Origin of the sequence: Amycolatopsis taiwanensis DSM 45107 (assembly GCF_000519205.1) — a bacterium.
Lineage (GTDB): Bacteria > Actinomycetota > Actinomycetes > Mycobacteriales > Pseudonocardiaceae > Amycolatopsis_E > Amycolatopsis_E taiwanensis.
Window position 1 is genome coordinate 117,478 of sequence record NZ_JAFB01000022.1, and the last position, 20,224, is coordinate 137,701.

The 20,224-nt window shown below is 68.0% G+C and carries 21 protein-coding genes; 13 read left to right on the top strand and 8 right to left on the bottom strand.

Going from position 1 to position 20,224, the window contains the following annotated elements:
• Positions 1-14: 14 nt before the first annotated feature.
• The 4 genes from A3CU_RS45170 (at position 15) to A3CU_RS0117515 (ending at position 3,109) form a co-directional block, all read left to right on the top strand.
• Positions 15-764 carry a cysteine hydrolase family protein gene (locus A3CU_RS45170; RefSeq protein WP_043841418.1) on the top strand — a complete coding sequence of 250 codons (750 nt, stop codon included), beginning with the start codon at positions 15-17 and terminating at the stop codon, positions 762-764.
• Positions 765-1,002: 238 nt separating this feature from the next.
• Positions 1,003-1,167, top strand: coding sequence for a hypothetical protein (locus A3CU_RS52460; protein WP_156960404.1), 165 nt, complete (start codon positions 1,003-1,005; stop codon positions 1,165-1,167).
• A 284-nt stretch (positions 1,168-1,451) separates the two neighbouring features.
• Positions 1,452-2,630, top strand: coding sequence for a hypothetical protein (locus A3CU_RS0117510; protein WP_027943419.1), 1,179 nt, complete (start codon positions 1,452-1,454; stop codon positions 2,628-2,630).
• The gene (locus A3CU_RS0117515) at positions 2,627-3,109 is read left to right on the top strand and encodes a hypothetical protein (protein ID WP_027943420.1); all 483 of its coding nucleotides are present in this window, start codon (positions 2,627-2,629) and stop codon (positions 3,107-3,109) included. The genes A3CU_RS0117510 and A3CU_RS0117515 overlap by 4 nt, the downstream gene beginning before the upstream one ends.
• 115 nt (positions 3,110-3,224) lie before the next feature.
• Here the strand turns inward: A3CU_RS0117515 and A3CU_RS0117520 are convergent, their stop codons facing one another.
• From A3CU_RS0117520 to A3CU_RS53510, 3 genes are read right to left on the bottom strand one after another with little or no spacing between them, the layout of a single operon-like run.
• Positions 3,225-3,758 carry a helix-turn-helix domain-containing protein gene (locus A3CU_RS0117520; RefSeq protein WP_027943421.1) on the bottom strand — a complete coding sequence of 178 codons (534 nt, stop codon included), beginning with the start codon at positions 3,756-3,758 and terminating at the stop codon, positions 3,225-3,227.
• Between the two features lie 4 nt (positions 3,759-3,762).
• Positions 3,763-5,274: a sodium:solute symporter family protein gene (locus A3CU_RS45175; RefSeq protein ID WP_052371808.1), complete on the bottom strand. Its 1,512-nt coding sequence runs from the start codon at positions 5,272-5,274 to the stop codon at positions 3,763-3,765.
• Positions 5,271-5,513 (bottom strand): hypothetical protein, encoded by a 243-nt coding sequence (locus A3CU_RS53510; protein ID WP_043841420.1) that lies wholly within the window; start codon positions 5,511-5,513, stop codon positions 5,271-5,273. The genes A3CU_RS45175 and A3CU_RS53510 overlap by 4 nt, the downstream gene beginning before the upstream one ends.
• Positions 5,514-5,710: 197 nt before the next feature.
• Between A3CU_RS53510 and A3CU_RS45185 the strand changes: the two genes are divergently transcribed.
• The 3 genes from A3CU_RS45185 (at position 5,711) to A3CU_RS45190 (ending at position 9,837) form a co-directional block, all read left to right on the top strand.
• Positions 5,711-6,976, top strand: a complete 1,266-nt coding sequence (locus A3CU_RS45185) for a metal-dependent hydrolase family protein (RefSeq protein ID WP_245617149.1) — start codon at positions 5,711-5,713, stop codon at positions 6,974-6,976.
• A 13-nt stretch (positions 6,977-6,989) separates the two neighbouring features.
• Positions 6,990-8,144, top strand: a complete 1,155-nt coding sequence (locus tag A3CU_RS0117540) for an aminotransferase class V-fold PLP-dependent enzyme (RefSeq protein ID WP_043841486.1) — start codon at positions 6,990-6,992, stop codon at positions 8,142-8,144.
• A gap of 274 nt (positions 8,145-8,418) precedes the next feature.
• A complete protein-coding gene (locus tag A3CU_RS45190; protein ID WP_052371810.1) occupies positions 8,419-9,837 on the top strand; it encodes an amino acid permease in 1,419 nt (472 codons plus the stop codon).
• A 24-nt stretch (positions 9,838-9,861) separates the two neighbouring features.
• Here the strand turns inward: A3CU_RS45190 and A3CU_RS0117550 are convergent, their stop codons facing one another.
• Genes A3CU_RS0117550 through A3CU_RS0117565 form a run of 4 tightly spaced genes read right to left on the bottom strand, consistent with a single transcriptional unit; the run spans position 9,862 to position 12,825 of the window.
• Entirely contained in the window at positions 9,862-11,094 is a 1,233-nt protein-coding gene (locus A3CU_RS0117550) for a cytochrome P450 (protein ID WP_027943423.1), read from the bottom strand.
• Positions 11,084-11,839: an alpha/beta fold hydrolase gene (locus tag A3CU_RS0117555; protein ID WP_027943424.1), complete on the bottom strand. Its 756-nt coding sequence runs from the start codon at positions 11,837-11,839 to the stop codon at positions 11,084-11,086. The genes A3CU_RS0117550 and A3CU_RS0117555 overlap by 11 nt, the downstream gene beginning before the upstream one ends.
• The gene (locus A3CU_RS49835; RefSeq protein WP_169739647.1) at positions 11,788-12,159 is read right to left on the bottom strand and encodes a CrcB family protein; all 372 of its coding nucleotides are present in this window, start codon (positions 12,157-12,159) and stop codon (positions 11,788-11,790) included. The genes A3CU_RS0117555 and A3CU_RS49835 overlap by 52 nt, the downstream gene beginning before the upstream one ends.
• Before the next feature lie 24 nt (positions 12,160-12,183).
• Positions 12,184-12,825, bottom strand: a complete 642-nt coding sequence (locus A3CU_RS0117565) for a LysE family translocator (RefSeq protein WP_027943425.1) — start codon at positions 12,823-12,825, stop codon at positions 12,184-12,186.
• A gap of 180 nt (positions 12,826-13,005) precedes the next feature.
• Here A3CU_RS0117565 and A3CU_RS45200 point away from each other — a divergent pair, with 180 nt between their 5' ends.
• From A3CU_RS45200 to A3CU_RS0117585, 4 genes are all read left to right on the top strand, one after another.
• Positions 13,006-13,410 (top strand): nuclear transport factor 2 family protein, encoded by a 405-nt coding sequence (locus A3CU_RS45200; RefSeq protein ID WP_245617142.1) that lies wholly within the window; start codon positions 13,006-13,008, stop codon positions 13,408-13,410.
• Positions 13,411-13,638: 228 nt separating this feature from the next.
• Complete coding sequence (locus A3CU_RS0117575; RefSeq protein ID WP_169739648.1) at positions 13,639-14,706, top strand: lysylphosphatidylglycerol synthase transmembrane domain-containing protein; 1,068 nt, start codon at positions 13,639-13,641, stop codon at positions 14,704-14,706.
• A gap of 324 nt (positions 14,707-15,030) precedes the next feature.
• A complete protein-coding gene (locus A3CU_RS0117580) occupies positions 15,031-16,494 on the top strand; it encodes an outer membrane protein assembly factor BamB family protein (protein WP_169739649.1) in 1,464 nt (487 codons plus the stop codon).
• A gap of 117 nt (positions 16,495-16,611) precedes the next feature.
• Positions 16,612-17,262 (top strand): maleylpyruvate isomerase N-terminal domain-containing protein, encoded by a 651-nt coding sequence (locus A3CU_RS0117585; protein ID WP_027943428.1) that lies wholly within the window; start codon positions 16,612-16,614, stop codon positions 17,260-17,262.
• A gap of 104 nt (positions 17,263-17,366) precedes the next feature.
• On the opposite strand, the gene A3CU_RS0117590 is transcribed toward A3CU_RS0117585, so the two are convergent.
• Positions 17,367-17,852, bottom strand: coding sequence for a carboxymuconolactone decarboxylase family protein (locus A3CU_RS0117590; protein ID WP_027943429.1), 486 nt, complete (start codon positions 17,850-17,852; stop codon positions 17,367-17,369).
• Positions 17,853-18,088: 236 nt separating this feature from the next.
• On the opposite strand from A3CU_RS0117590, the gene A3CU_RS0117595 reads away from it, so the two are divergent.
• Both A3CU_RS0117595 and A3CU_RS0117600 read left to right on the top strand, forming a co-directional pair.
• Entirely contained in the window at positions 18,089-19,030 is a 942-nt protein-coding gene (locus tag A3CU_RS0117595; RefSeq protein ID WP_027943430.1) for an RNA polymerase sigma-70 factor, read from the top strand.
• Positions 19,031-19,164: 134 nt separating this feature from the next.
• Positions 19,165-20,010: an alpha/beta fold hydrolase gene (locus A3CU_RS0117600; protein WP_027943431.1), complete on the top strand. Its 846-nt coding sequence runs from the start codon at positions 19,165-19,167 to the stop codon at positions 20,008-20,010.
• Positions 20,011-20,224 lie beyond the last annotated feature (214 nt).

Genomic DNA, 20,224 nt, shown 5'->3' on the forward strand with positions numbered 1-20,224 from the left:
CCGAAGGAGGATTCATGGGAGCCGTCACGGATTTCTTGCACACCTACGACCGCGGAGAGGATGAGTTGCTGGACGGCGAACGCGAGCAGATCTCGTTCGCCGACTCCGACTACGAGACCGACAAGCACTGGGCCTTCGAGATCAAGCCTCAGGAATGCGCGCTGATCGTGGTCGACCTGCAGGAGGACTTCGTCAATCCCGGCAACCCCATGTGCGTACCCGAGGCGTACCGGCAACTGCCACGGGTCGAAGCGCTCATTTCGGCCTGCCGCGACACGGACGTGCCGGTGCTGTACACCGAGCACACGATCGCGCCGGATGTAGCGCACGACTTCTATGCCTACTGGCCGCCGATCCGCGCCGGCGCGATCGCGGAATCGACGCCCGGGTCGAAGCTGTACCGGCGCCTGCGCCCGCGTGACGACGAGCGGGTCATCTCGGCCAAGCACACCTACGACTCGTTCGCCGGCACCGACCTCGACTACACACTGCGCTGCCGTGGCGTCCGCACGCTGATCGTTTGCGGCACCCTGACGAACTTCTGCTGCGAATCAACCGCACGGACCGGCTTCTTCCTCGGCTACCACATCGTGTTCGGCTCCGACGTGAACGCGACCGACAACGCCGACGCGCACCGCGCCACCCTGCGGACGATGCGCCGTGGGTTCGGGCGAGTGCTCGATCACCGGACCATCATCGACACACTCCACAATGGCGACTCGCTGCACCACGAGGCCAAGAAGGCCCTGGCTGCAAGGAAATGAGCCGATACGGCGCGGGCACCCCAGACCGGAAAGCATGCTTCGGTGGTGCCATCCCCTGACCTGGTGCGAGTCTCATCTCAGGGTCGGAGTCCGGGGACTTCCCGGATGTGTCGGCGGTGGCCGTCTGGTGAAGTTATGGCACCGGCTCACGATCGTCCATACCGGACAATCGTTTCGGGCCGCTCGGTGGGCCGATCTGCCGGCATCACCGAGCGGTCCCGCAATGACAGGAGGAACTATGGCCAGGCATCGATTCGACGAGGTGGACGACCGGTTCAAGTGGGGCGGACCGGAACTTCTCCGCAGGTGGGGCCACGTGCCCAGCACACACGGCCGTGAAGACGAAGACATGACCGTGCTGGAAGCCTCCGCCGGGCCTGCGTTGGCGCCTGTCCCTGGTTAGACCCCGTGAGCGTCGCCAAGATCTCCGAGCTTGCTGTCGCTGGAGTGGGCAGTCATTGTCCTGAGGTCCCATCCTGTCGAACGCGGCTGGGTGTTCGATCGCCCACTCGGCGAACGGGCGCGGCGAGCGGCGCCGCCCTGCCCAGTGGGCATGGCTGACCGCCGAACTCGCCGACTAACTCGACCATGCCACCCGGACCGATTTCCTCGACTACTTTGCCAACCTGCGGACTCTCGTGGTTACGGTGACAGGATGGCGGTGGGGAGATTGGACGGTGTGACGTCATGGGCTGGGTGACCGATGCGTCCATTCGGAGGCTGCTCGAGGCGCCCCTGCCCCCGGACAAGGGTGGATACGCGGCAGTGGTGTGCGTCGTGTCCAGGGCCGAGGGCGATGGGGTGGTGCACCGGCAACACCTCGGTGACTGGTCGAGCATCCACGATTTGACCGGGCGCCACGTCGCGGTGATTACCCCGGATCCCGCGGGTGTCGCCGTCGTCGACATAGGTGTCGCTGTCCGGGGAATCGCACTCTTCGGCGACGAGCACGGGACTCGCCTCGTCAACGCCGGTCCGTGGCCCCGCCCACCCGCTTACGCACCGACACTGCCCATGCCCCTTGACGAGCACGCGACAGCCGTAACAACCGTCGCCACCGAACTGCAGGAATACTTCGGCATCGCTGAGGAGACCCTGCCGTGCGCGGTGATCGTGTGTACCGCGGAGCAGCAGGTGGTCGTGGTCGGGCTCAACCGCCGGATCACCTTGTACGGGCTGCTGAAGCACGTCAAGTCCGAGCTTGAACCTCAGCTCGCACGGCTCAACCGTGCTCGGGCCGAGATGGAACCCTACGTGGCCGAGCGACAGCAGGCCCTGGCCGAGTTGGCTGAAGCCGAACGGCGTGCGGCTGCCTGGCGCAGCGCGGTCGCGGCGCGCAAAGAGTGGGTGAAGCGCCGTGAGCAGCTCGCCGCGGAGCTGACCGACCTCGCCGCGGATGTCGACGCAGACACCGCAGCGCTATGCCGGTGGCTCGCCGCCCGCCTTCCCGAGGACCGGACGCTGGACCGCCGCGACGCGACGCGCGCAGAGACACTGTTCACGGCGCTGAGCAGCCGGATCGGTAACCTACCCAGTAGGAAACGCCAGTCGCTGCTAAGGCGCCTGCGACGCGCGGTGGCAGCGTTGGGGACGAACGTCGCGCCGGTGCCGGAGGAGCCGGACGCCGATCTCGCCGACCTCACCGAACGAGCTTCTCGCAGCCAAGCCGCGTACCACGCCATCTCGGCAAAACACTCCGCGGCAGGCGGTCTGGACATGCTCGGCGCGGTGCGATCCGCCGCGAACCGGCTCGGCCTGGACGAGTCATGCTCCGGCTTGCTGTCGTGGCGGGAGGTGCGGTGGCCGGTGACGGCGTTCATCCCGCCGCCCCACCGGGCACCGCTCGTGCGGAGGGACCGCGGATGAGCACCGTCCCGTACCACGCGCTCCTCACCGACCAACTGGCCGACGAACGCGCGAAGAAGAACTCCCTCGAACAACGCGGAATCGCAGTCATCACGACATCCGGCACACTTGTCACGATCACCCTCGGGTTCGTCGCGCTGGCGACCCGCGCACAGACCTATGTGCTCGGCGCGACGGTCGTGGTGCTGCTCGTGGTGGCGCTGGCCGGGCTGGTCCTCGCCGCCGCGATCGGCCTGATCGTGAACCTGCCCGCCCGGCTGCCGGTCGTCGATGCCGGGGAACTCACCGCTGCGAACGGCGACGACGATCTGGAGACCGTCCGTGCGGAGCACGAAGTTCTCGCCCACCTGCTCACCGGCCTGCGACAGGTGAACCGGAGCAGAGCCCGGATCCTGTTCGCCGCACTGCTGGTCGAGGTCACGGCTTTGGCGGTGATGGCGGTCGCCGTCGTGGCCGCCATGGCACCGATAATGAGCTGATGCGTGTGCGGATCGGTGGTCCGGGGCGCGTGACCTGACATGGAGATGCGTTGGCAGTGAAGCGTTGGCTTCGCGGAACGCGACTTGGCCCCTTTAGCCCTCCGGGGGACTGTGCTCAGTAGCTGGGCGGGGTGATCGAGATGATGAACTCGGTGGGGCGGCGGTGCGGGTTGACGTAGCGGTGCGGTAGGCGGGAGTCGAAGTAGCAGCTGTCGCCGATGTTGAGGGCGTGTTCGGTGCCGGCGACCTCGACGACGAGTTTGCCGGCGATGACGACGACGCATTCCTCGCTGGGGTGTGACCAGGGTTCGGTCGCGGACGCCGTGCCGGGGGCGAGGGTCCCTTGCAGGACTTCGAGTCGTCCGCGCCCGGCGGAGATGCGGGAGTAGAGGACGCCGCCGGGTGTCTGGATCTGCATCCGGGTTCCCCGGCGCACCACGGCGACGTCTTCGGTTTCGATGTCTTCGAACAGGCTGAACAACGGGACATCGAGCGCTTTGGCGATCTTGCGGATGGTGACCAGGCTGGGGTCGGCGAGTTCGCGTTCGACCTGGCTGATCAGGCCCGTGGACACGTCGGCGCGCCGGGCCAGTTCGGTGACCGTCAGGCCGCGTACCACGCGTAGTTCGCGAATTCTGGTGCCTACCACCTGGTCATCCTCGCACGGGCCGATTCACTTCGGCTCGGTGACGGGGCGTGTCGACGGTGGGCATGCCGACGGCGATCGCGGTGTCGTCGGGTGCCTTGGTGGCGAGGCTGACCAGAACGGTGACGATGATGTTGAGCACGAGGGCGGGCAGGCCGACGACGGTGCCGGCCGGGCACAGGGCCAGCAGTGCGGTGCTCAGCGGTGGGATGACGATGCCGGCGGTGCCGGCGATCACTCCGCACAGGGTGCCGATGGCGGTGATGCGCCGCCACAGCAGGGACAGGAACAGTGCGGGCGCGAGTTGGCCGATGGCGTTGTAGACGTTGACCATGACGTTGACGAGCGCGTTGTTCTGGCTTGCGGTGATGGCGACGGCGATGGCGGCGAGCACGATCATGGCGATGCGGCTGACCCGGAGTTGTTCGCGGTCGCCGGGGGTTTTGCGCAGCAGCGGGTAGACGTTTCGGGTGAACAGGCTGCTGCAGGTGAGCAGGAGGACTCCGGTGGGTACGAGCGCGACGAGGATGCCCGCCCCCGCGAGGAGTCCGACGAGCCAGCCGGGGGAGTGGTCGCGGACGAACACGAGCAGCGAACTGTTGGCGTCGGCGCCTTTCATGCCGGGTTCCACCAGCAGTGCGGCGAGCGCGATGACGATGACGAGGATGTAGAAGAGCGAGTAGAGGGGTTGCACGATCTGGTTGCGGCGGATGGTGGCGACGTCGCGTGCGGTGTATGAGACCTGGAAGGAGTGGGGGAGCACGAAGGCGCCGATCGGGGTGAGCAACAGGAAGCTCATCCACCACCAGCTGTTGGTCGCCGTGCCGCCGGTCATGCCGGGCAGGGTTGCGGCGGTGGGGTGTTGGCGGGCGACGGCGTCGAAGATGCCGCCCCAACCGTCCACATGCGCCGCCGACGACGCGCTGAACGCGATGGCCAGCAGCACGATCAGCAGTAGCAGGTCCTTGACGACGGAGCCGAACGCGGCGCTGCGCATGCCGCCGGTGAGGACGAACGCGGCGACGGCGATGCCGGCGATGGCGACGTAGACGGTGTTGGAGAGGCCGTTGCCGAACAGGGTGCGCAGGATGAGCGCGAGCCCGGTGAGCTGGACCTCGGAGTAGAGCAGCAGCCCGACGATGCCGAACAGGGCGAGTATCGCACCGAGCCAGGGTGCGTTGAAGCGGCGGGTGAAGTAGTCGCCTTCGGTGAGCAGGCCGTGGGTGTTGCCGGCGCGCCAGATCCTGGGCACGACCCAATAGCCGATGGCGGAGGTGAGTACGACCGTGCCGAGCACGTAGTAACCGGCCGCGCCGTTGACGTACACGGTTTGAGAGGCGCCGAGCAGGGCGAAGGTGGTGAACGTTTCGCCTGCGAGGACGAACCAGAACAGGAAGCTGCCGAAGCGGCGTCCGCCGACGGCCCATTCGGTGACGTCCACGCGCCTGCCCCGGGCGGCGAGCACGGCGCCGGCCGCGATGGATCCGACGCTGACCAGCAGCGCGATGAAGTAGGTCATGGCTGGTCCAGTTCGCCGCGTCGACGGTCGATGAGGTAGACGGTGCCGATGGCCGCGGTGCCGACGATGACGCCGGCGACCATCCACACCAGCAGGAAGGGGACGTGACCGAACGCGTAGGGGACCGCGCCCGCCCAGGGCACTGCGGCGATGCACCACAGGAACGGCACGACGAGCAGGAGCCGGTGCCAGCGGCGGCGATCCGTTGGTGGGGTGGGGGATGGGGGCGTCTGGGGCACGGTGGCCTCCCTGGGTGCCGGTACCGCCCTTCGGTGGGTGCCTCAGCGTGCAACGGCCGGGCCGCCATGTCAATGGCGTTGAACGGCGTTGACTGTCGTTAAAAGCCACCATATGCTCGAACGTGTTGACGTCGCCCGATGTGGACGCTCGCCGCCCCGAAGGGAGCCGAATGCCAGGGAATGCGGTAGTGGCCGACATGGTGTTGCGGGCCGACCGGGTGCTGCCCGACGCCGACGCCGGGATCATCGCCGACGGCGCGGTCGCGGTCCGCGACGCCGAAATCGTCGCCGTCGGCCGCTTCGCCGAGTTGCCGCCCGAGCTGACGTCGATCGCCCGCGTTGTCGAGTTCGGCGACGCCACGTTGCTTCCCGGCCTCGTCGACTGTCACGTGCATCTGGCCATGGACGGCAGCGCCGCCGCGACCAGCAGCGAACTGACCGCGACGGACGCGGAACTGGCCTGCCGCATGGTCAACAGCGCGCGCAGGCTACTGGATGCCGGCGTGACCACCGCCCGCGACCTCGGTTGCCGGGGCGAGGTCGCCGCGACGGTGCGCGACGCGGTGCGCGATGGTCTGGTACCGGGGCCTCGACTGCTGGTGGCGAACGCGCCGATCACCGTCACCGGCGGGCACGCGTGGCGGATGGGCGGCGAGGCCGACGGCGCGCTGGAGGTCGCGCGGGAGGTCCGGATCAGGGCGAAACAGCGCTCGGACGTCGTGAAGATCATGTCCACCGGTGGTTTCATGACCGCGGGCAGCAGGCCGTGGGAGGCCCGCTACACCGAGGAGGAACTGCGCGCCTGCGTCGAGGAGGCGCACCGGCTCGGCATGCCGGTCACCACACACGCGCTCGGCGTCGAAGGAATCCGCCGAGCGGTCGAGGCGGGCGTCGACATGATCGAGCACTGCGGCTGGGTCACCGAGCAGGGCACCAGGTTCGACCCGGAGATCGCCGCGAAGATCGCCTCCGCCGGGATCGTCGTGTGCCCCACCATGAACACCGCCTGCCTGCCCGACCCGTACTTCTGTCCGTGGGGCGAACGCGACTCGTTGATCGACAATTTGCGCGGCATGCGCGCCGCGGGCGTCGAACTCGTCGCCGGCACCGATGCCGGCATCGGCCTCGTCCCGTTCGAGAACTACGCCGACGGTCTCGACGTGCTGGCCGACGCGGGCATGTCGCCGCGCGAAATCATCGCCGCCGCAACGCATCGCGCCGCCGCCGCGATCGGCCTCGGTGCCGTGACCGGCCGCCTGGCCACCGGGCTCGCCGCCGATGTGGTCGCCGTCGAGGGCGACCCCACCGAGGACGTCGCCGCGCTGCACCGGCCCGTCCAGGCGCTGTCCGCCGGGCGTGCGCACGACTGCGCCAAGCCGTCCGAGGCCGACCGCGCCGGACAACGGGTGGCGGCGCGGGCAATCCACGACCGACTCACCATCGAATCGGGGCGCAACCGCTGACATGGATACCACGATGAGCGAGGCCGGGCTTCCAGAGAGCATCCGACACCGGTTCCCGATCTTCACCAACCGCGTGTACCTCAACAGTTGCTCGCAGGGCGCGCTCTCGGATGCCGTGCGCGCCGCCTACGGCAGCTACCTGGACGGCCTGGAGGCCGAGGGCTCCCTGTGGAGCCACTGGGTCGACCGGGTCGAGGCGGCCAGGTCCGCGTTCGCGCGGCTGCTGCACACGGATTCCGCTGCCGTCGCGGTCACCGCGTCGGCGTCGGCCGGTGTCGCGGCCATGGCGTCCGCGCTCGACTACGGGGAGCGCGACACCGTGGTGACCACGGATCTGGAGTTCCCGACCATCGGCCAGATCTGGCACGCGCAGGAACGGCGCGGTGCCCGGGTCGTGCACGTACCGTCCGAACCGGACAACACGTTGTCGTTGGACCGGTTGGCCGACGCGATCGACGAGCGCACCGCGCTCGTGTCGATCACGCATGTCTGCTACCGCAACGGAAGCAGGCTCGATGTGCCGGCCATCGCCGAACTCGCTCACTCGCGCGGCGCCCTGGTCCTGCTCGATTGCTACCAGGCAGCCGGCGCGGTGCCGGTCGACGCGGGCGCACTCGGCGTCGACTTCATCACCGGCGGCGCGTTGAAGTACCTGCTCGCCTCGCCCGGCATCGGCTACTTCTACGCGAACCCCGCGACCACCGGCCATCTCGTGCCGACAGTGACCGGCTGGTTCGCCGACCAGGACGTCAACGAAATGCAGATCGGCGAGTACCGCCCCGCGCCCGATGCGCGCCGTTTCGAGGCCGGCACGCCGCCGATCCCGTCGGTGTACGCGGCCATCGCGGGAGTCGAGTTGATGCTGGAGATCGGCGTCGAGCGGACCGCGGCACACGTGGAACGGCTCAACGACCACCTGATCGACGAGGTCGTGAAAATGGGCGGCGTTGTCGCCACCCCGAAGGACCGCGCACGCCGCGGCCCGCTCGTCGCGATCACGTCCACGGATGCGGAGCGGTTGGTGGACCGGTTGGGTGCGGAGGGAATCGTGACCTCCTCGCGCGGCGGCAACGTGCGCGTCTCCCCACACTGCTACAACACCGCCGCCGATATCGAAGCGCTGCTCATCGCCCTCCGCAAACACAAGGACCTACTCAAGACCGCATAGCAAAACGCGCGGGCAATCCAACACCACGGGCAGCCCCGTATTGGCCGGTGAAGTGGTGCACACCTCGATGCCGTAGGCCGGCCCGTTCGCCGCCGCTGAAGTCGTCAGAAGTGCGCCCGCGATCGGGCGAGCAACTCGGTGAGCACTGGCCTGTTCCTACGTTTAGTAGGGATGAAAGAGTTTAGCGGAGCTATTGACATCGGCGCCCCGGACACGGATGCTGCCCAAGCACCGTTCGACGCAGTCCCGGCAGACGGAGGAACGAGTGTCCACTATGGAGGAGCACGATTCCGGCGGGCTGCGCAGGGCGCTGACCGGCAGGCAGATGTCCATGATCGGCCTCGGCGGTGCGATCGGCACCGGCCTTTTCCTCGGCTCCGGGTTGGCGATCTCGCAGGCCGGACCGGGCACGATCATCGCGTACGCGGTGTGCGCGCTGGTCGCGCTGGTGATCGGCTGGGCGCTGGCCGAAATGGTGGTGGTGCACCCGATGGCCGGCGCGTTCGGCGCCATCGCGCACACCTACCTCGGCCCCTGGGTCGGCTTCGTGCAACGCTGGACGTACTGGACGATCCAGGTGATCGCGGTCGGCGGCGAGGTGATCGCCGCCGGCATCTACGTTCAGTACTGGTGGCCGTCGCTGCCGCTGTGGCTGCCGGTCGTGGTGCTCTCCGTGGTCATGCTCGCCGCGAACGCGGCCGCGGTGTCGTTCTTCGGTACCGCTGAGTACTGGCTGTCCGCGATCAAGGTCGCCGCGATCATCGTGTTCATCCTGCTCGGCCTCGTGCTCGTGTTCGTCGGTCTGCCGAAGGCGCCGCCGACGGGGCTGGCCAACCTGACCGCGCACGGCGGGTTCCTGCCGCACGGCATCGGCGGGCTCTTCCTGGCCATGGTGTTCGTGCTCTTCAGCTACATCGGCACCGAGGTCGTGTCGATCACCGCGGCCGAGTCGGCCGACCCTGTCCGCGACGTGCCGCGCGCGGTGCGCAGGATGGTGCTGCGGCTCGTCATGTTCTACGTGCTCGCGATCGCGATCGTGCTGACCGTGGTGCCGTGGACGGCGATCTCGCAGGAGGGCACGGTGACCGAGAGTCCGTTCGTCCGGGTGTTCGCGGGCGCCGGCATCCCCGCTGCCGCGACGATCACCAACTTCGTCGTGCTCACCGCGGCGCTGTCCAGCGCGAACACCAATCTCTATTTGACAACGAGGATGCTGCACTCGCTCGCCCGCGACGGCTACGCGCCGGCGAGGGTGGGCAGGCTCAACCGCTCCGGCGTGCCCAGGGACGCGCTCGTGCTGTCGGCGCTGGGTCTCGCGCTGGCCGCGATCCTGTCCGTCGCCGCGGCCGACAGCGCTTACGTCGCCCTGTTCGGCGTGTCGATCTTCGGCGCGCTCGTGGTGTGGATCCTGATTCTGTTGACGCACTGGAAATTCCGGCGCACCCGCCGCGCCAAGGGCCTGCCGGATTCGCCGGTGCGGCTGTGGGCCGCGCGCGTCACGGTGCCGCTGGCGATCCTGTTCCTCACTGCGGTCATGTTGTCCACACCGTTCATCGATGGGTTGCAGTCGGCGTGGAAGGCCGGCGTGCCGTTCTTCGTGCTCCTGTCCGTCGCCTACCTGATCGTCCGGCGCCGGCGCATCACCGCGACCGCGCCCGAGACCGCATCGCAGGACTCGGCCGAGCGCGAGTAACCGTTCTCGATCGAATGCGCGGCCCTACCAGCGCAGGGGCAGGTGAGTGATGCCGTTGATGAAGTTGGACGTCAGGTGCCTGACCTCGCCGTCGAGCCGGACCTCGGGCAGCAGGCGCAAAAACTCCCGGAAGAAGATCCGCAACTGCAGTCGCCCGAAGTGCGCGCCCAGGCACAGGTGCGGTCCTTGCCCGAAAGCGAGATGGTTGTTGGGCTCTCGGGTGATATCGAAGGTGTACGGGTCGGGAAAGGCGCGCTCGTCGAAATGTGCCGAGGCGAAGTAGACAACGACCTTGTCGTGGGCGGAGATCCGGGTGCCGGACAGCGTGGTGTCGCGAGTGGCGGTCCGGCGGAAGGTGAGCACCGGTGGGTGCCAGCGCAGCATTTCCTCGACAGCAGAGGGGAGTAGGTCCGGTTCGGCCCGCAGACGCCGGTACTGGTCGGGATGTTCGATCAGCGCGAGCACACCGCCCGGCAGGGCGCTGCGGACGGTGTCGTTGCCGGCGATGACCACAAGGAAGAAGAACATCTCCAGTTCGGCTTCGTCGAGCGCGCGCCCGTCCACCGATGCGTGCACCAAGGCCGTCATCAGGTCGTCGGCGGGATGTTTTCGTTTGGTCTCGGCCAGTTCCCTGGCATAGCCGAACATGTCCGCCAGCATCGCGGGCGAACGTGGGTTGACCGGCTTGCCGTCGGCGTCACGGACCACGTCGGCGTGTTCGGGATCCTGGTAGCCGATCACCCGGTTGGTCCACTTCAGCAGCAGCCCCCGGTCGCCCGGCGGGACGCCGAGCAGGTCGGCGAGGTTGAGCAGCGGGAAATCGTCGGTCACCTCCGCCGGGAGGTCGCACCACCCGCGCGGCGCGACCGCGTTGAGCGATGTCCGAGCGCGCTCGGCGATCGTGCCGGCGAGGAGTTCCAAGCGGCGCCGGGTGAACACGGCCGAGACGATGCGGCGCAGCCGGTTGTGCTCCGGCGGGTCCATGTTGAGGATCATGCGGCGGATGAACGCGAGGTCGTCCGCCTCCGGGTCCCGGATCTGCGTCGCGCCCAGCCAGGACGAGAAGACCTCCGGGGTGCGCAGGACGTGCCGGACGTCGGAGTACCTGGTCACGGCCCAGTAACCCGGCCCGGCCGGCCAGTCGTCGACCTCGTGTTCCTCTTGCCAGGCAACGGGTTCGTGGTCACGCAGCGAGCGCAGCGCCCGGTGCGGCAGCCCGCGGGCGAACACCCGGGGATCGAAGACGTCAGTGCTCACGAAGGAAGCTCTCGACCGACGTGGCCAGCGCGATGGGCGTCTCGTCCATCCCGTAGTGCCCGGCGCCGGCCAGCACCTCCACCTCCAGCCGCGGATACCACTGTGCGAACGTCGCCCGCATGACCGGTTCACCGAGCGCGGGATCATGCGCGCCGACGATCACCTTGACCGGCACGTCGGCGCCCGCGATCCGCTCGTGGAAGTCGGTGTCCGCCCATGCGCGCAAGTACGCGGCGAAGGCGGCTTCGTCGGAAGTACCGAGTGAATGCGCGACCATCGCGTCCAACCAGACACCCGTGTATCGGTTACCCGTCGTGAAATCGATGATCGCGCGGCGGGAATCCGGGCTGTTTGCCGCGCTGTCGAACAGTTGCCGGGTCTGCTCGTCGAAGGGGACACCGCTCGCGGGCACCGGGGAGACGCCGGCCAGCGCGCGTACCCGGTCGGGCGCTTCGGCGAGCACCCACTGCATGACGCTGCCGCCCATGGAATGTCCCAGCAACGAGAACCGCTCGGCGCCCAGCTCATCCGCGAGCGCGAGCACGTCGCCGGCGGCCTCGGCGATCGTGTACTCGCCGTCCACGTCTCTACGGGCACCGTAACCCCGGTAGTCCGGGAATACGTAGGTGAACCGGGTGCCGTCGAGGTAAGGCGTGACGGGCCGCCAGGCGGTCGCCGAGCCGAACCAGCCATTCAGGGCGAAGACCAAATGCTCGCCCGTCCCCACGCTTTCGTACTCCGCCACCGCGCCTCCCCGTTGAGCCGGCGTCCAGCTTGGCACATCGCTGCGCGGGGCGACAATATTCGTCCGCCGCACCACAGGGCTTGGGCGATGGCCGCGCCCGCGAAGGACAGGCCGAGGCCGACGCCGACCGTGACCAGGAGATACCCGGCCGCGGCGGTCACCTTGCGGGCGCTGGTCATGGCCACGATCTCGTGCGAGAACGTGGACAAGGTGGACAGCAGGGCCTGTCCGTAGCGCCCGAGTCCGTTCTCGGCGCCGACCTGAACGAGGAAACCCAGCAACAGCGTTGAGCTGTCGGCCAGAGTTGGCAGATCCGGCACCATCGGTGGCTGTGAACGCAGTTGTTAGTCCGCGCGGCCGGTGAGGGCAACGGTGGCACCGAGCCCGATCATGGCGAGTCCGCCGGTTCCGCCGAGTACCGACATGCGCCGAGGGGAACGGCCCAGCCAGGTCCGTGCGGCGGAGGCCGCCAGTCCCCAGGTGCCATCGGAGACCAGTTGCAGTACTGCACCGGCCAGGCCGAGCAGGAGCATCTGGGCGATGACGTGACCGGCTTCCCGGTCGACGAACTGGGGCAGCACCGCGGTAAGGAAGATGATGCTCTTGGGGTTGGTCACCCCGACCGTGAACCCTTGCCACACAGAGCGTCCGGCAGCGGGCGGTGTCGGTTGCGTCCCTGTCGCCCCCGAACGACTGCCCCAACTGGCCCAAAGCGCCTTTACGCCGAGAAAGACCAGGTAGGCGGCACCGGCCAGTTTTATCAAGTTGAACAGGAGCACCGACCGCTCCACCACAGCCCCAACGCCCAGCGCCACCCCGACGACGAGGAGATAACCGCCCATCGCGTTGCCCAGGACCGAAGCCAACGCTGCCCGGCGTCCGTGCGCCAGAGCCCGTCCGATGACGAACAGCACGCTGGGCCCCGGAATGGCGGAAAGCAGCAGGGACATCGCGCAGAAAGCGGCCAGTTGGTGGAGGTCGACCATGGTGGGAATCCTTCCTTGCGAAGGTCAAGGAAGCGAGCCCGACTCCGCCTTACGCCCCTCGACCCCGCCATGGGGCGGCGTGTTCGCGATCATGCGCGGTCATCCGGTCATCGGTTTGCGGCAGCGACAGGAACGAGACGACTTGCCTGCATACGTGAAGTATGTTGGCGATCACTGACAGTGGGTGTCAGTGGACCATGGCTAGCGTCCCGATCCGCGGCGGACACGCCGGAGCGGATCGCGGAACTCTACGCGGAAACGGTCGACTGGCGGGTGAACTGGCCGCAACCGGAGCATCCCGTGGTGCCCTGGATCCGGCCCCGATCCACTCGGGCCGACGTCGCGGCCCACTTCCGCACCTTCGGGCGCGTCTGCGTTCCGGGCGAGGGCGAGGTGCACCTCGACAAGATCATGATCGATGGTCCGGATGCGGTACTCATCGGGACGAGTTCCCAGTTGGTCAAGCCTACCGGCAAGCGCTTCGTGATGACCTTCGCGCTCCGCCTGACCGTCAGCGATGGGGTGATCACGCAGCACCACATGTATGAGGACAGCCTCGCCGTCGCCGAGGCATTCACCCGCTGACGACTCGCGCGACCCGACCGACGCGATCAACCGACACGGCCAGGTGAATCGGGGGAGGGGCATTCCGGCCCTAGTCCGGCCTGTCGAACGCGTCCACACTGGTCGGACGAGGTGCGGAAACGGCCCGAGGTGGCGGCGTCTTCGTTCTCATGGTGGCGAAGAAGCGACGGCTGTTCGGCAGACAGTCACCGAAGCACAGCCGGAGGGATGTAGCGCGAGTTGGCGTTGGTGCGGACGCTTTTGCGGCGATTGCGGAAGAACTGGCGCAAGGTGGTGCACTGGGTGATCGTGGGCGCGGCCCTGGGTTACCTGGTTTACCTGGTGCCGGGGCTGGCCAAGCAGGTCGACGAGGCGACCCGGCCACTGGATCATCTGCATTGGTGGTGGGTTGTCGCGGCGGTCGTGTCGGGCCTGCTGGCACTGGCGTTGTACGGGGAGTTGCATCGCCAGTTGCTGTTGGTCGGTGGTGCTCGGGTGCCGGCGCGCACGGTGCAGGGCATCAACTTCGCCGAAAACGCCATCTCCAACACGGTGCCCGTGGTCGGTGGTGCGGGCGCTCTCGCGTATGCGATCGACCAGTTGCGGCGCCGTGGTGTGGATGCACCGCTGGCTTCGTGGTCGGTGCTGCTGGCCGGGGTGCTGGCCACGCTCACCTTGGTGGTGCTGGGTGCGGCCGGGCTCGGCGTGGGTGGCCGGCTGCCGCTGTGGCTGGGTCTGGCGCTGGCCGGGCTGGTCGGGCTGGGTTCGGTGGGGGCGTGGAAGGTGCTGACGCATCCCGCGGCGCTGCGGCGCGGGATGCGGCCCGTGGTGTGGGTGGGTCGCCGGCTGCCCGGTGGGTGCGGTGACTGCCGTCAGGCGTGGGCGGAGCATGCGGAGAAGGTGGTGGCGCGGGTGGCCGACCGCATCGCGCTGCTGCGGCCGAGCCTGCCGCGGTGGCTGCTCGCCATTTTTCTCGCGGCGCTGACCTGGGTTTTCGACTTCTCCACGCTTGCGTTCAGCGTCGCCGCGGTCGGCTCGTCGGCGCCGTGGAATGTGCTGTGGGTGGGATTCCTGCTCGTACAGGGCAGCATCGCCCTGCAGATCCTGCCTGGTGGTCTCGGGCTGGCGGCGACCAGCCTGCTCGCGGTGCTTCTCTCGGCCGGTATCGCCGACCCGAGCGCGACCGCGAGCGTGTTGATCTACCGGTCGATCTCGTGGCTGGGCCTGTCGCTGCTGGGCTGGGTGATCTACGGGACGTGGATCCACGCCGCACCGACCCACCTGCACCGGCACGCGGTCGAACTCAGCCGCGCCTGACGGGCTCGGCTGTTGCTCCACGAACTACCGCGCAGGCGGCCGGCCGTTACCTGAATTCTCTGCCGAAGCCACCACCTTCCACACCTTCGTCAACAAGCCGCGAGCCGGAAGTGACCCCGCAGCGGCGAGCATCGCGAATACTGCAGGTTTGAATTGGCCACTTCACCAGTTGGTTTTCGTTGGAGAGGTTTCCGCCGCCAGCAGGACGGTTTCCGTTCGGAGTCCAACCGCTCCACCTGTTCCAGAGCGCGTCAGGACATACGACGGGGCGGTTTGGTGAGATACCGGCCGGGCCTCGGGTCGATCATGGTAGGAATGTCAGCCATGACACAGCCACCGCCTGGCCATCCCCCGGACTGGGAGCCAACCCAAGGCCGGCAGACCTCCGGCTACTGGACGCCGGGGGAGTCTTCCGGTGGGGCTTGGACGCCATACCCCCAGGCGGCACAACAGCCGGGCGGTTATGGGATGCCGGGTGGCTACTGGATGCCGCCGAAGCGCAGCAAGGCGCCGCTGGTTGTCACGATCCTGGTGTTGGTGGTGGTGCTCGCGGCCACCGGCGTGACATTGGCCGTGACCGGCGTGTTCTCTTCCGGGAAGAGCGCGTCCTCCGGGGGTACCGGTGGGAGCGGCCCCGGTGAGGCGAAGAAACTTTGGTCTGCCGCGGCCATCAACGCCAAGGGCGACATGCATGGCGGCTGGGTGGTCGACGATCACACGGTCGCCTACGTCGTCGAAACCGGCGTCACCGGCTACGACCTCACCACCGGCAAGCAGCTGTGGCAGGTGCCGGCACCGCCCGGGCAGGTCATCTGCGAGATGAGTCCCAAGGCCGATGGCGGGATCGGCGCGGTGGGTCTGGGCGCGGACCGCGGCCACTGCGACACCGCCGCCGCGGTCGACCTCACCGCGGCCAAGCTGTTGTGGAGCGAGAAACTGACCTTGCCAGAAAACTTCCACGGCTGGGACCGCGTGCTCGATACGCTGTCGGTGGCGGAGGGAATGGTGATCGTCCAGGACGTGGAGAACACGTTCGGCTACGGCGCCCGCGACGGGCAGCGGAAATGGACCGCACCGCCGGTTCCGATGGAGGAATTCGACGGCGCCTGCACTTCGATGTCCGCACTGGCGGAGGGGGCCGTGACGGCTCAGGTGCTGGACTGCAGCCTCGACGGCGTGAAGGTCGGCACCTACGACACGGTCAGCGGCGCGGTGAAATGGGTGGCTCCGGCGTCGACCGATCGCGCCCCCGGCTCCTGGTGGCTGCTGTCGGTGAACCCGCTGATCGCCGCGGACGCGCGCACCGGGATGTACTACCTGTCCGGACCGAACGCGGTGCGGGTGCCCATCGGGGCCGCCGCGTCGAATTCCCATTTCTCCAGCACGGACTTCGACTACGGCTCCGTCGCCTTCGACGGCACCACCATGTTCACCGTGGACAGTGACGAGGGAGCCACGCCCTCGATGCACAGAACGATGTCGGTGAACTCCTGGGACGTCACCACCGGCCAGTCTCGGTGGAAGCATGCCTTCGACCTGGACGGCGACGCGGAGATGATCGGCATGAGCCAGGGCAGGGTCTGGGTCGACTACACCCCGCCGCACTCCGATTCCAAGCACCAGCTCGTGTCGTTTTCGCCCGCCGACGGGGCGATGACGGAGGGACCGACGTTCGAGGCACCCGAGGACTACAGCACCCAGCCGCTGACCACGCAGCTCGTCGGGAACAAGATCGTACGGTTCGGGCAGCCCGACGCGCCGGTGATCGTGTGGGACCGGGGCCAGTAGGAGCCCGAGTCCCACATTCGCGGAGCCCGAGTCCTACGTTCGCGGAGCCCGAGTTCCACGTTCGCGGCGATGCCGAAATCGGTCGACGTAGTTGGCGGTAGTAAGTACCTTGTCGCCGTGGATCTCTTCTCACTCTCGTGGACCGCGCTGCGCACAGCCGTCGCCGAAGTCCCGGACGAGGATTTCGCCCGGCCGTCCGGCTGTACCGGCTGGCTCGTGCGGGACCTGGTGTGCCACTTGATCATCGGCGCTCAGGACGTTCTGATCACCCTGGTCACGCCCGCCGAAACGGAGCCGACCCGGAACGCGGTGACCTACTGGAACGTGCTCGAGGCGACCGGCGACGAATCGTTCGACGCGTTGGTCGTCCGGCTGGCCGCCGCGTACGAAGAGCCTCGCTTGCTCAAGTTCCACTTCGACGACGTCGGCTCCGCTGCCGGTCGCGCCGCCGTACTCGCCGACCCCGCGGCACGGGTCAGCACTCTCGGTGAGGTCATCACCGTGGGCGACTACCTTTCCGCGTACGTCCTCGAGTGGACGCTGCACCACCTCGACCTGATCGCGCACTTCCCGGAAGCGGCTGAACCGCCCGCGGAGAGCCTCGCCTGGTCGCGCGAACTGCTGGAGAAGGTTGCCGGGGTCGCGTTCCCCGCATCGCTCTCCGACGCCGACGCGCTGCTGGTCGGCACCGGGCGGCGTGCCCCGACCGGCGCGGAGCGGGCCGAACTGGGCGAGCTGACGGCGAGGCTTCCGCTCGTCCTTGGCTAGTCCGCTGTCCGAACGGGACACACGTGGCGGCAGCCGTTCCCGGACATGCGCGGACCCGGCCCCGGGTCGGATGATCCTGGGCCGGGCCGGGATTCGCGGGCCGATCAGCTCGTCATGCGGGCGAACATGCCGGCCTCGTATGAACCCCCCTGCTGGCGCACGATCACGGCCAGCCGGTTGGCCGCGTTGATCAGCGCGACCAGGGAGACCAGCGCGGTGATCTGGTCGTCGTCGTAGTGCTTGCGGACCTGGGCCCAGGTCTCGTCGGACACGCCGTGGTTGGCGTCGGCGAGCCGGGTGCCCTCCTCGGTGAGCGCCAGCGCGGCGCGCTCGGCCTCGGTGAAGACCGTCGACTCGCGCCAGGCGGCGACCAGGTTGAGCCGGACCGGGGTTTCACCGGCGGCCGCGGCGTCCTTGGTGTGCATGTCGATGCACCAACCGCAGCCGTTGATCTGGCTGGCGCGCAGCGACACCAGCTCCTGGGTGGATTTCGGCAGCGGCGACTGGTGAATCACCAGGCCGAGGTTGGCGAACCGCTTGCTGAACTTGGCGCCGATCTCGTTGGTGAACAGGTCGATACGGGGTTCCATGACTTCGTCCTCGCTCGTGGTGTTGCACTGAACGACCACGAGACGCCGGCAACCCGATTCTTGTGACAGCACCGGTTACGTGACGTGCGCCACCCATGGGTGGCCGCGCCGCCGGCGCACCGCCGCTCCCGGGATTTGGCCCCGGACAACAAGGATTGGCTACCGTCTCGGTGTCACAAACCGGCCGGGCCCAGCGTCTGGTGGGTGACCCAGCCCAGAGCGAACAGGAGCCACCCATGGCCGGCACGCCGCAGACCGCGCCTGAAGATCACGACGGGAGCATGAGCGTGGGCGAGGGCCGGGACACCGCCACCGAGGCGTTTCTCGCCCACCGCAACCTCTTGTTCACGGTCGCCTACGAGATGCTCGGTTCGGCCGCCGACGCGGAAGACGTTCTTCAGGAGACCTGGCTTCGGTGGTCGGGCGTCGACCTCGGCACCGTCGAAAACCAGCGCGCGTACCTGGTCCGGATCACCACCCGTCAGGCGCTCACCCGACTGCGCACGCTCGGCCGCCGCAAGGAGTCCTACGTCGGACCCTGGCTGCCCGAGCCGCTGCTGACCACGCCTGACGTGGCCGAGGATGTCGAACTGGCCGACAACGTCTCGATGGCGATGATGCTGGTACTGGAGACACTCACGCCCACCGAGCGGGCGGTGTTCGTACTGCGCGAGGTGTTCGACGTCGACTACGACGAGATCGCGAACGCCGTCGACAAGACCCCGGCCGCGGTCCGCCAGATCGCCCGCCGGGCACGGGCGCATGTCGCCGCACGGAGACCACGCGGGGCCGTTTCTCCGGCCGAGACCCAAGGCGTGCTCGATGCGTTCCAGCGGGCGCTCGAAACGGGAGATTTGCAGAGCCTGCTCGACCTCCTCGCACCGGATGTCGTGGCCCTGGGCGATGGTGGCGGAGTCAAACACGCCGCCCTGCGGCCCGTCGCCGGGGCCGGCAAGGTGGCCCGCGGGCTGGTCGCCGGGCTGCGCAAGATCACCGCTGCGGTTTCGCTGCAGCCGGCACAGGTCAATGGCTACCCGGCGCTGATTCTCCGGCTCGACGGCGAGATCGACACCGTCACGGCGGTGCGCATCGACGACGGCCGCATCACCGGGCTCTACGCCGTGCGCAATCCCGAGAAGCTGTCGCGCATGGACACCGAGACCGCCCTGCGCCGCTGAGCTTGACGCGCCCGTGCGTGAACGTGCTGGCACTTCGGCCAGTTCAGCCGCACAGATCATTACCTGCCACGTAATCGACTGTCCTCACGCCACCTGCGAGCATTGCGGCACAACAGTTACGAAGGAGCTAAGAGATGCCGTTCTTCCAGGTCAGCGATGGGACCAGACTGTCCTATGAGGACTATGGTGCCGGTGCCCCGGTGGTGTTCGTCTCCAGTTGGGCCCTGCACGCCGACATGTGGGAGTATCAGGTTCCGTTCTTTCTCGAGCACGGATTCCGGTGCGCTCTCCTCGACCGGCGCGGGCACGGGCGCTCGGACCGTCCCTCGTCCGGCTACGACGTGAACACTCGCAGCGACGACCTCGCCGCGTTGATCGAGCACCTGGACCTGCGGGACATCACTCTGGTCGCTCACTCGGCCGGCGGTGGCGAAGCAGCCCGCTATCTGTCCCGGCACGGCGAAGAGCGCGTCTCACGTGTCGCATTCCTCGCGTCAACGGTGCCGTTTCTCAAACGGACCGAGGATAACCCCGAAGGACTTCCCGAGGCCGGGCTCGAGGCGACGCTGGCGCAGTTCCGCAAGGACCGGCCCAAGTGGTTCGCCGATCGTGCGCAGGGCTATTTCGCCACTCACCTGGGCAATGACGTCTCGCCGGCACTGGTTGAGAACGAGGTGCGACGCTGTCTGTCCGCAGCGCCGTTCGCGGCGGCCGAGGTGTTCCGCTCCACGTTCCACGAGGATTTCCGCCCCGACTTGCGTCAAGTCACCGTTCCGGCCCTGATCGTCCACGGCGTGGCCGATCAGTCCGCGCTCATCGACGTGACCGGCCGTCGTACCCGGAAGCTGATTCCCCACGCCGTCTACCGGGAATACCCGACGGCCGGGCACGGCCTGTACGTCACCCACGCCGAACAGCTCAACGCCGACATCTTGGCGTTCGTCAACAGCTACGATGGTTCCGACGTCGATGAGTCATGATCGATGACCCGCCTCGCAACTTGCATGAGTGAGGAGTTCATGCCGATTTACGACGGTAACGGGTCACTCATGCCCAGTGCTGGTTGACATCCGGGCCGACCGATGAGTTCTGGCAGCCGCTGAAGTCTCTACTGGTGTCACCCATCCACGTTCGTTGTCGACGGCTGCTGGGTGCGTGGCGCCCTTGACCGCACTGTCGAATCCAGCGAGGTAC

Excerpts from the sequence above, each read along its gene's own strand:
- A3CU_RS0117510 (WP_027943419.1), top strand. The coding sequence starts at position 1,452 with ATGGGCTGGGTGACCGATGCGTCCATTCGGAGGCTGCTCGAGGCGCCC.
- A3CU_RS0117580 (WP_169739649.1), top strand. The coding sequence starts at position 15,031 with ATGACACAGCCACCGCCTGGCCATCCCCCGGACTGGGAGCCAACCCAA.
- A3CU_RS0117515 (WP_027943420.1), top strand. The coding sequence starts at position 2,627 with ATGAGCACCGTCCCGTACCACGCGCTCCTCACCGACCAACTGGCCGAC.
- A3CU_RS0117600 (WP_027943431.1), top strand. The coding sequence starts at position 19,165 with ATGCCGTTCTTCCAGGTCAGCGATGGGACCAGACTGTCCTATGAGGAC.
- A3CU_RS52460 (WP_156960404.1), top strand. The coding sequence starts at position 1,003 with ATGGCCAGGCATCGATTCGACGAGGTGGACGACCGGTTCAAGTGGGGC.
- A3CU_RS45190 (WP_052371810.1), top strand. The coding sequence starts at position 8,419 with ATGGAGGAGCACGATTCCGGCGGGCTGCGCAGGGCGCTGACCGGCAGG.
- A3CU_RS45170 (WP_043841418.1), top strand. The coding sequence starts at position 15 with ATGGGAGCCGTCACGGATTTCTTGCACACCTACGACCGCGGAGAGGAT.
- A3CU_RS0117565 (WP_027943425.1), bottom strand. The coding sequence starts at position 12,825 with ATGGTCGACCTCCACCAACTGGCCGCTTTCTGCGCGATGTCCCTGCTG.
- A3CU_RS45175 (WP_052371808.1), bottom strand. The coding sequence starts at position 5,274 with ATGACCTACTTCATCGCGCTGCTGGTCAGCGTCGGATCCATCGCGGCC.
- A3CU_RS0117540 (WP_043841486.1), top strand. The coding sequence starts at position 6,990 with ATGAGCGAGGCCGGGCTTCCAGAGAGCATCCGACACCGGTTCCCGATC.
- A3CU_RS0117595 (WP_027943430.1), top strand. The coding sequence starts at position 18,089 with ATGGCCGGCACGCCGCAGACCGCGCCTGAAGATCACGACGGGAGCATG.
- A3CU_RS45185 (WP_245617149.1), top strand. The coding sequence starts at position 5,711 with ATGGTGTTGCGGGCCGACCGGGTGCTGCCCGACGCCGACGCCGGGATC.
- A3CU_RS0117590 (WP_027943429.1), bottom strand. The coding sequence starts at position 17,852 with ATGGAACCCCGTATCGACCTGTTCACCAACGAGATCGGCGCCAAGTTC.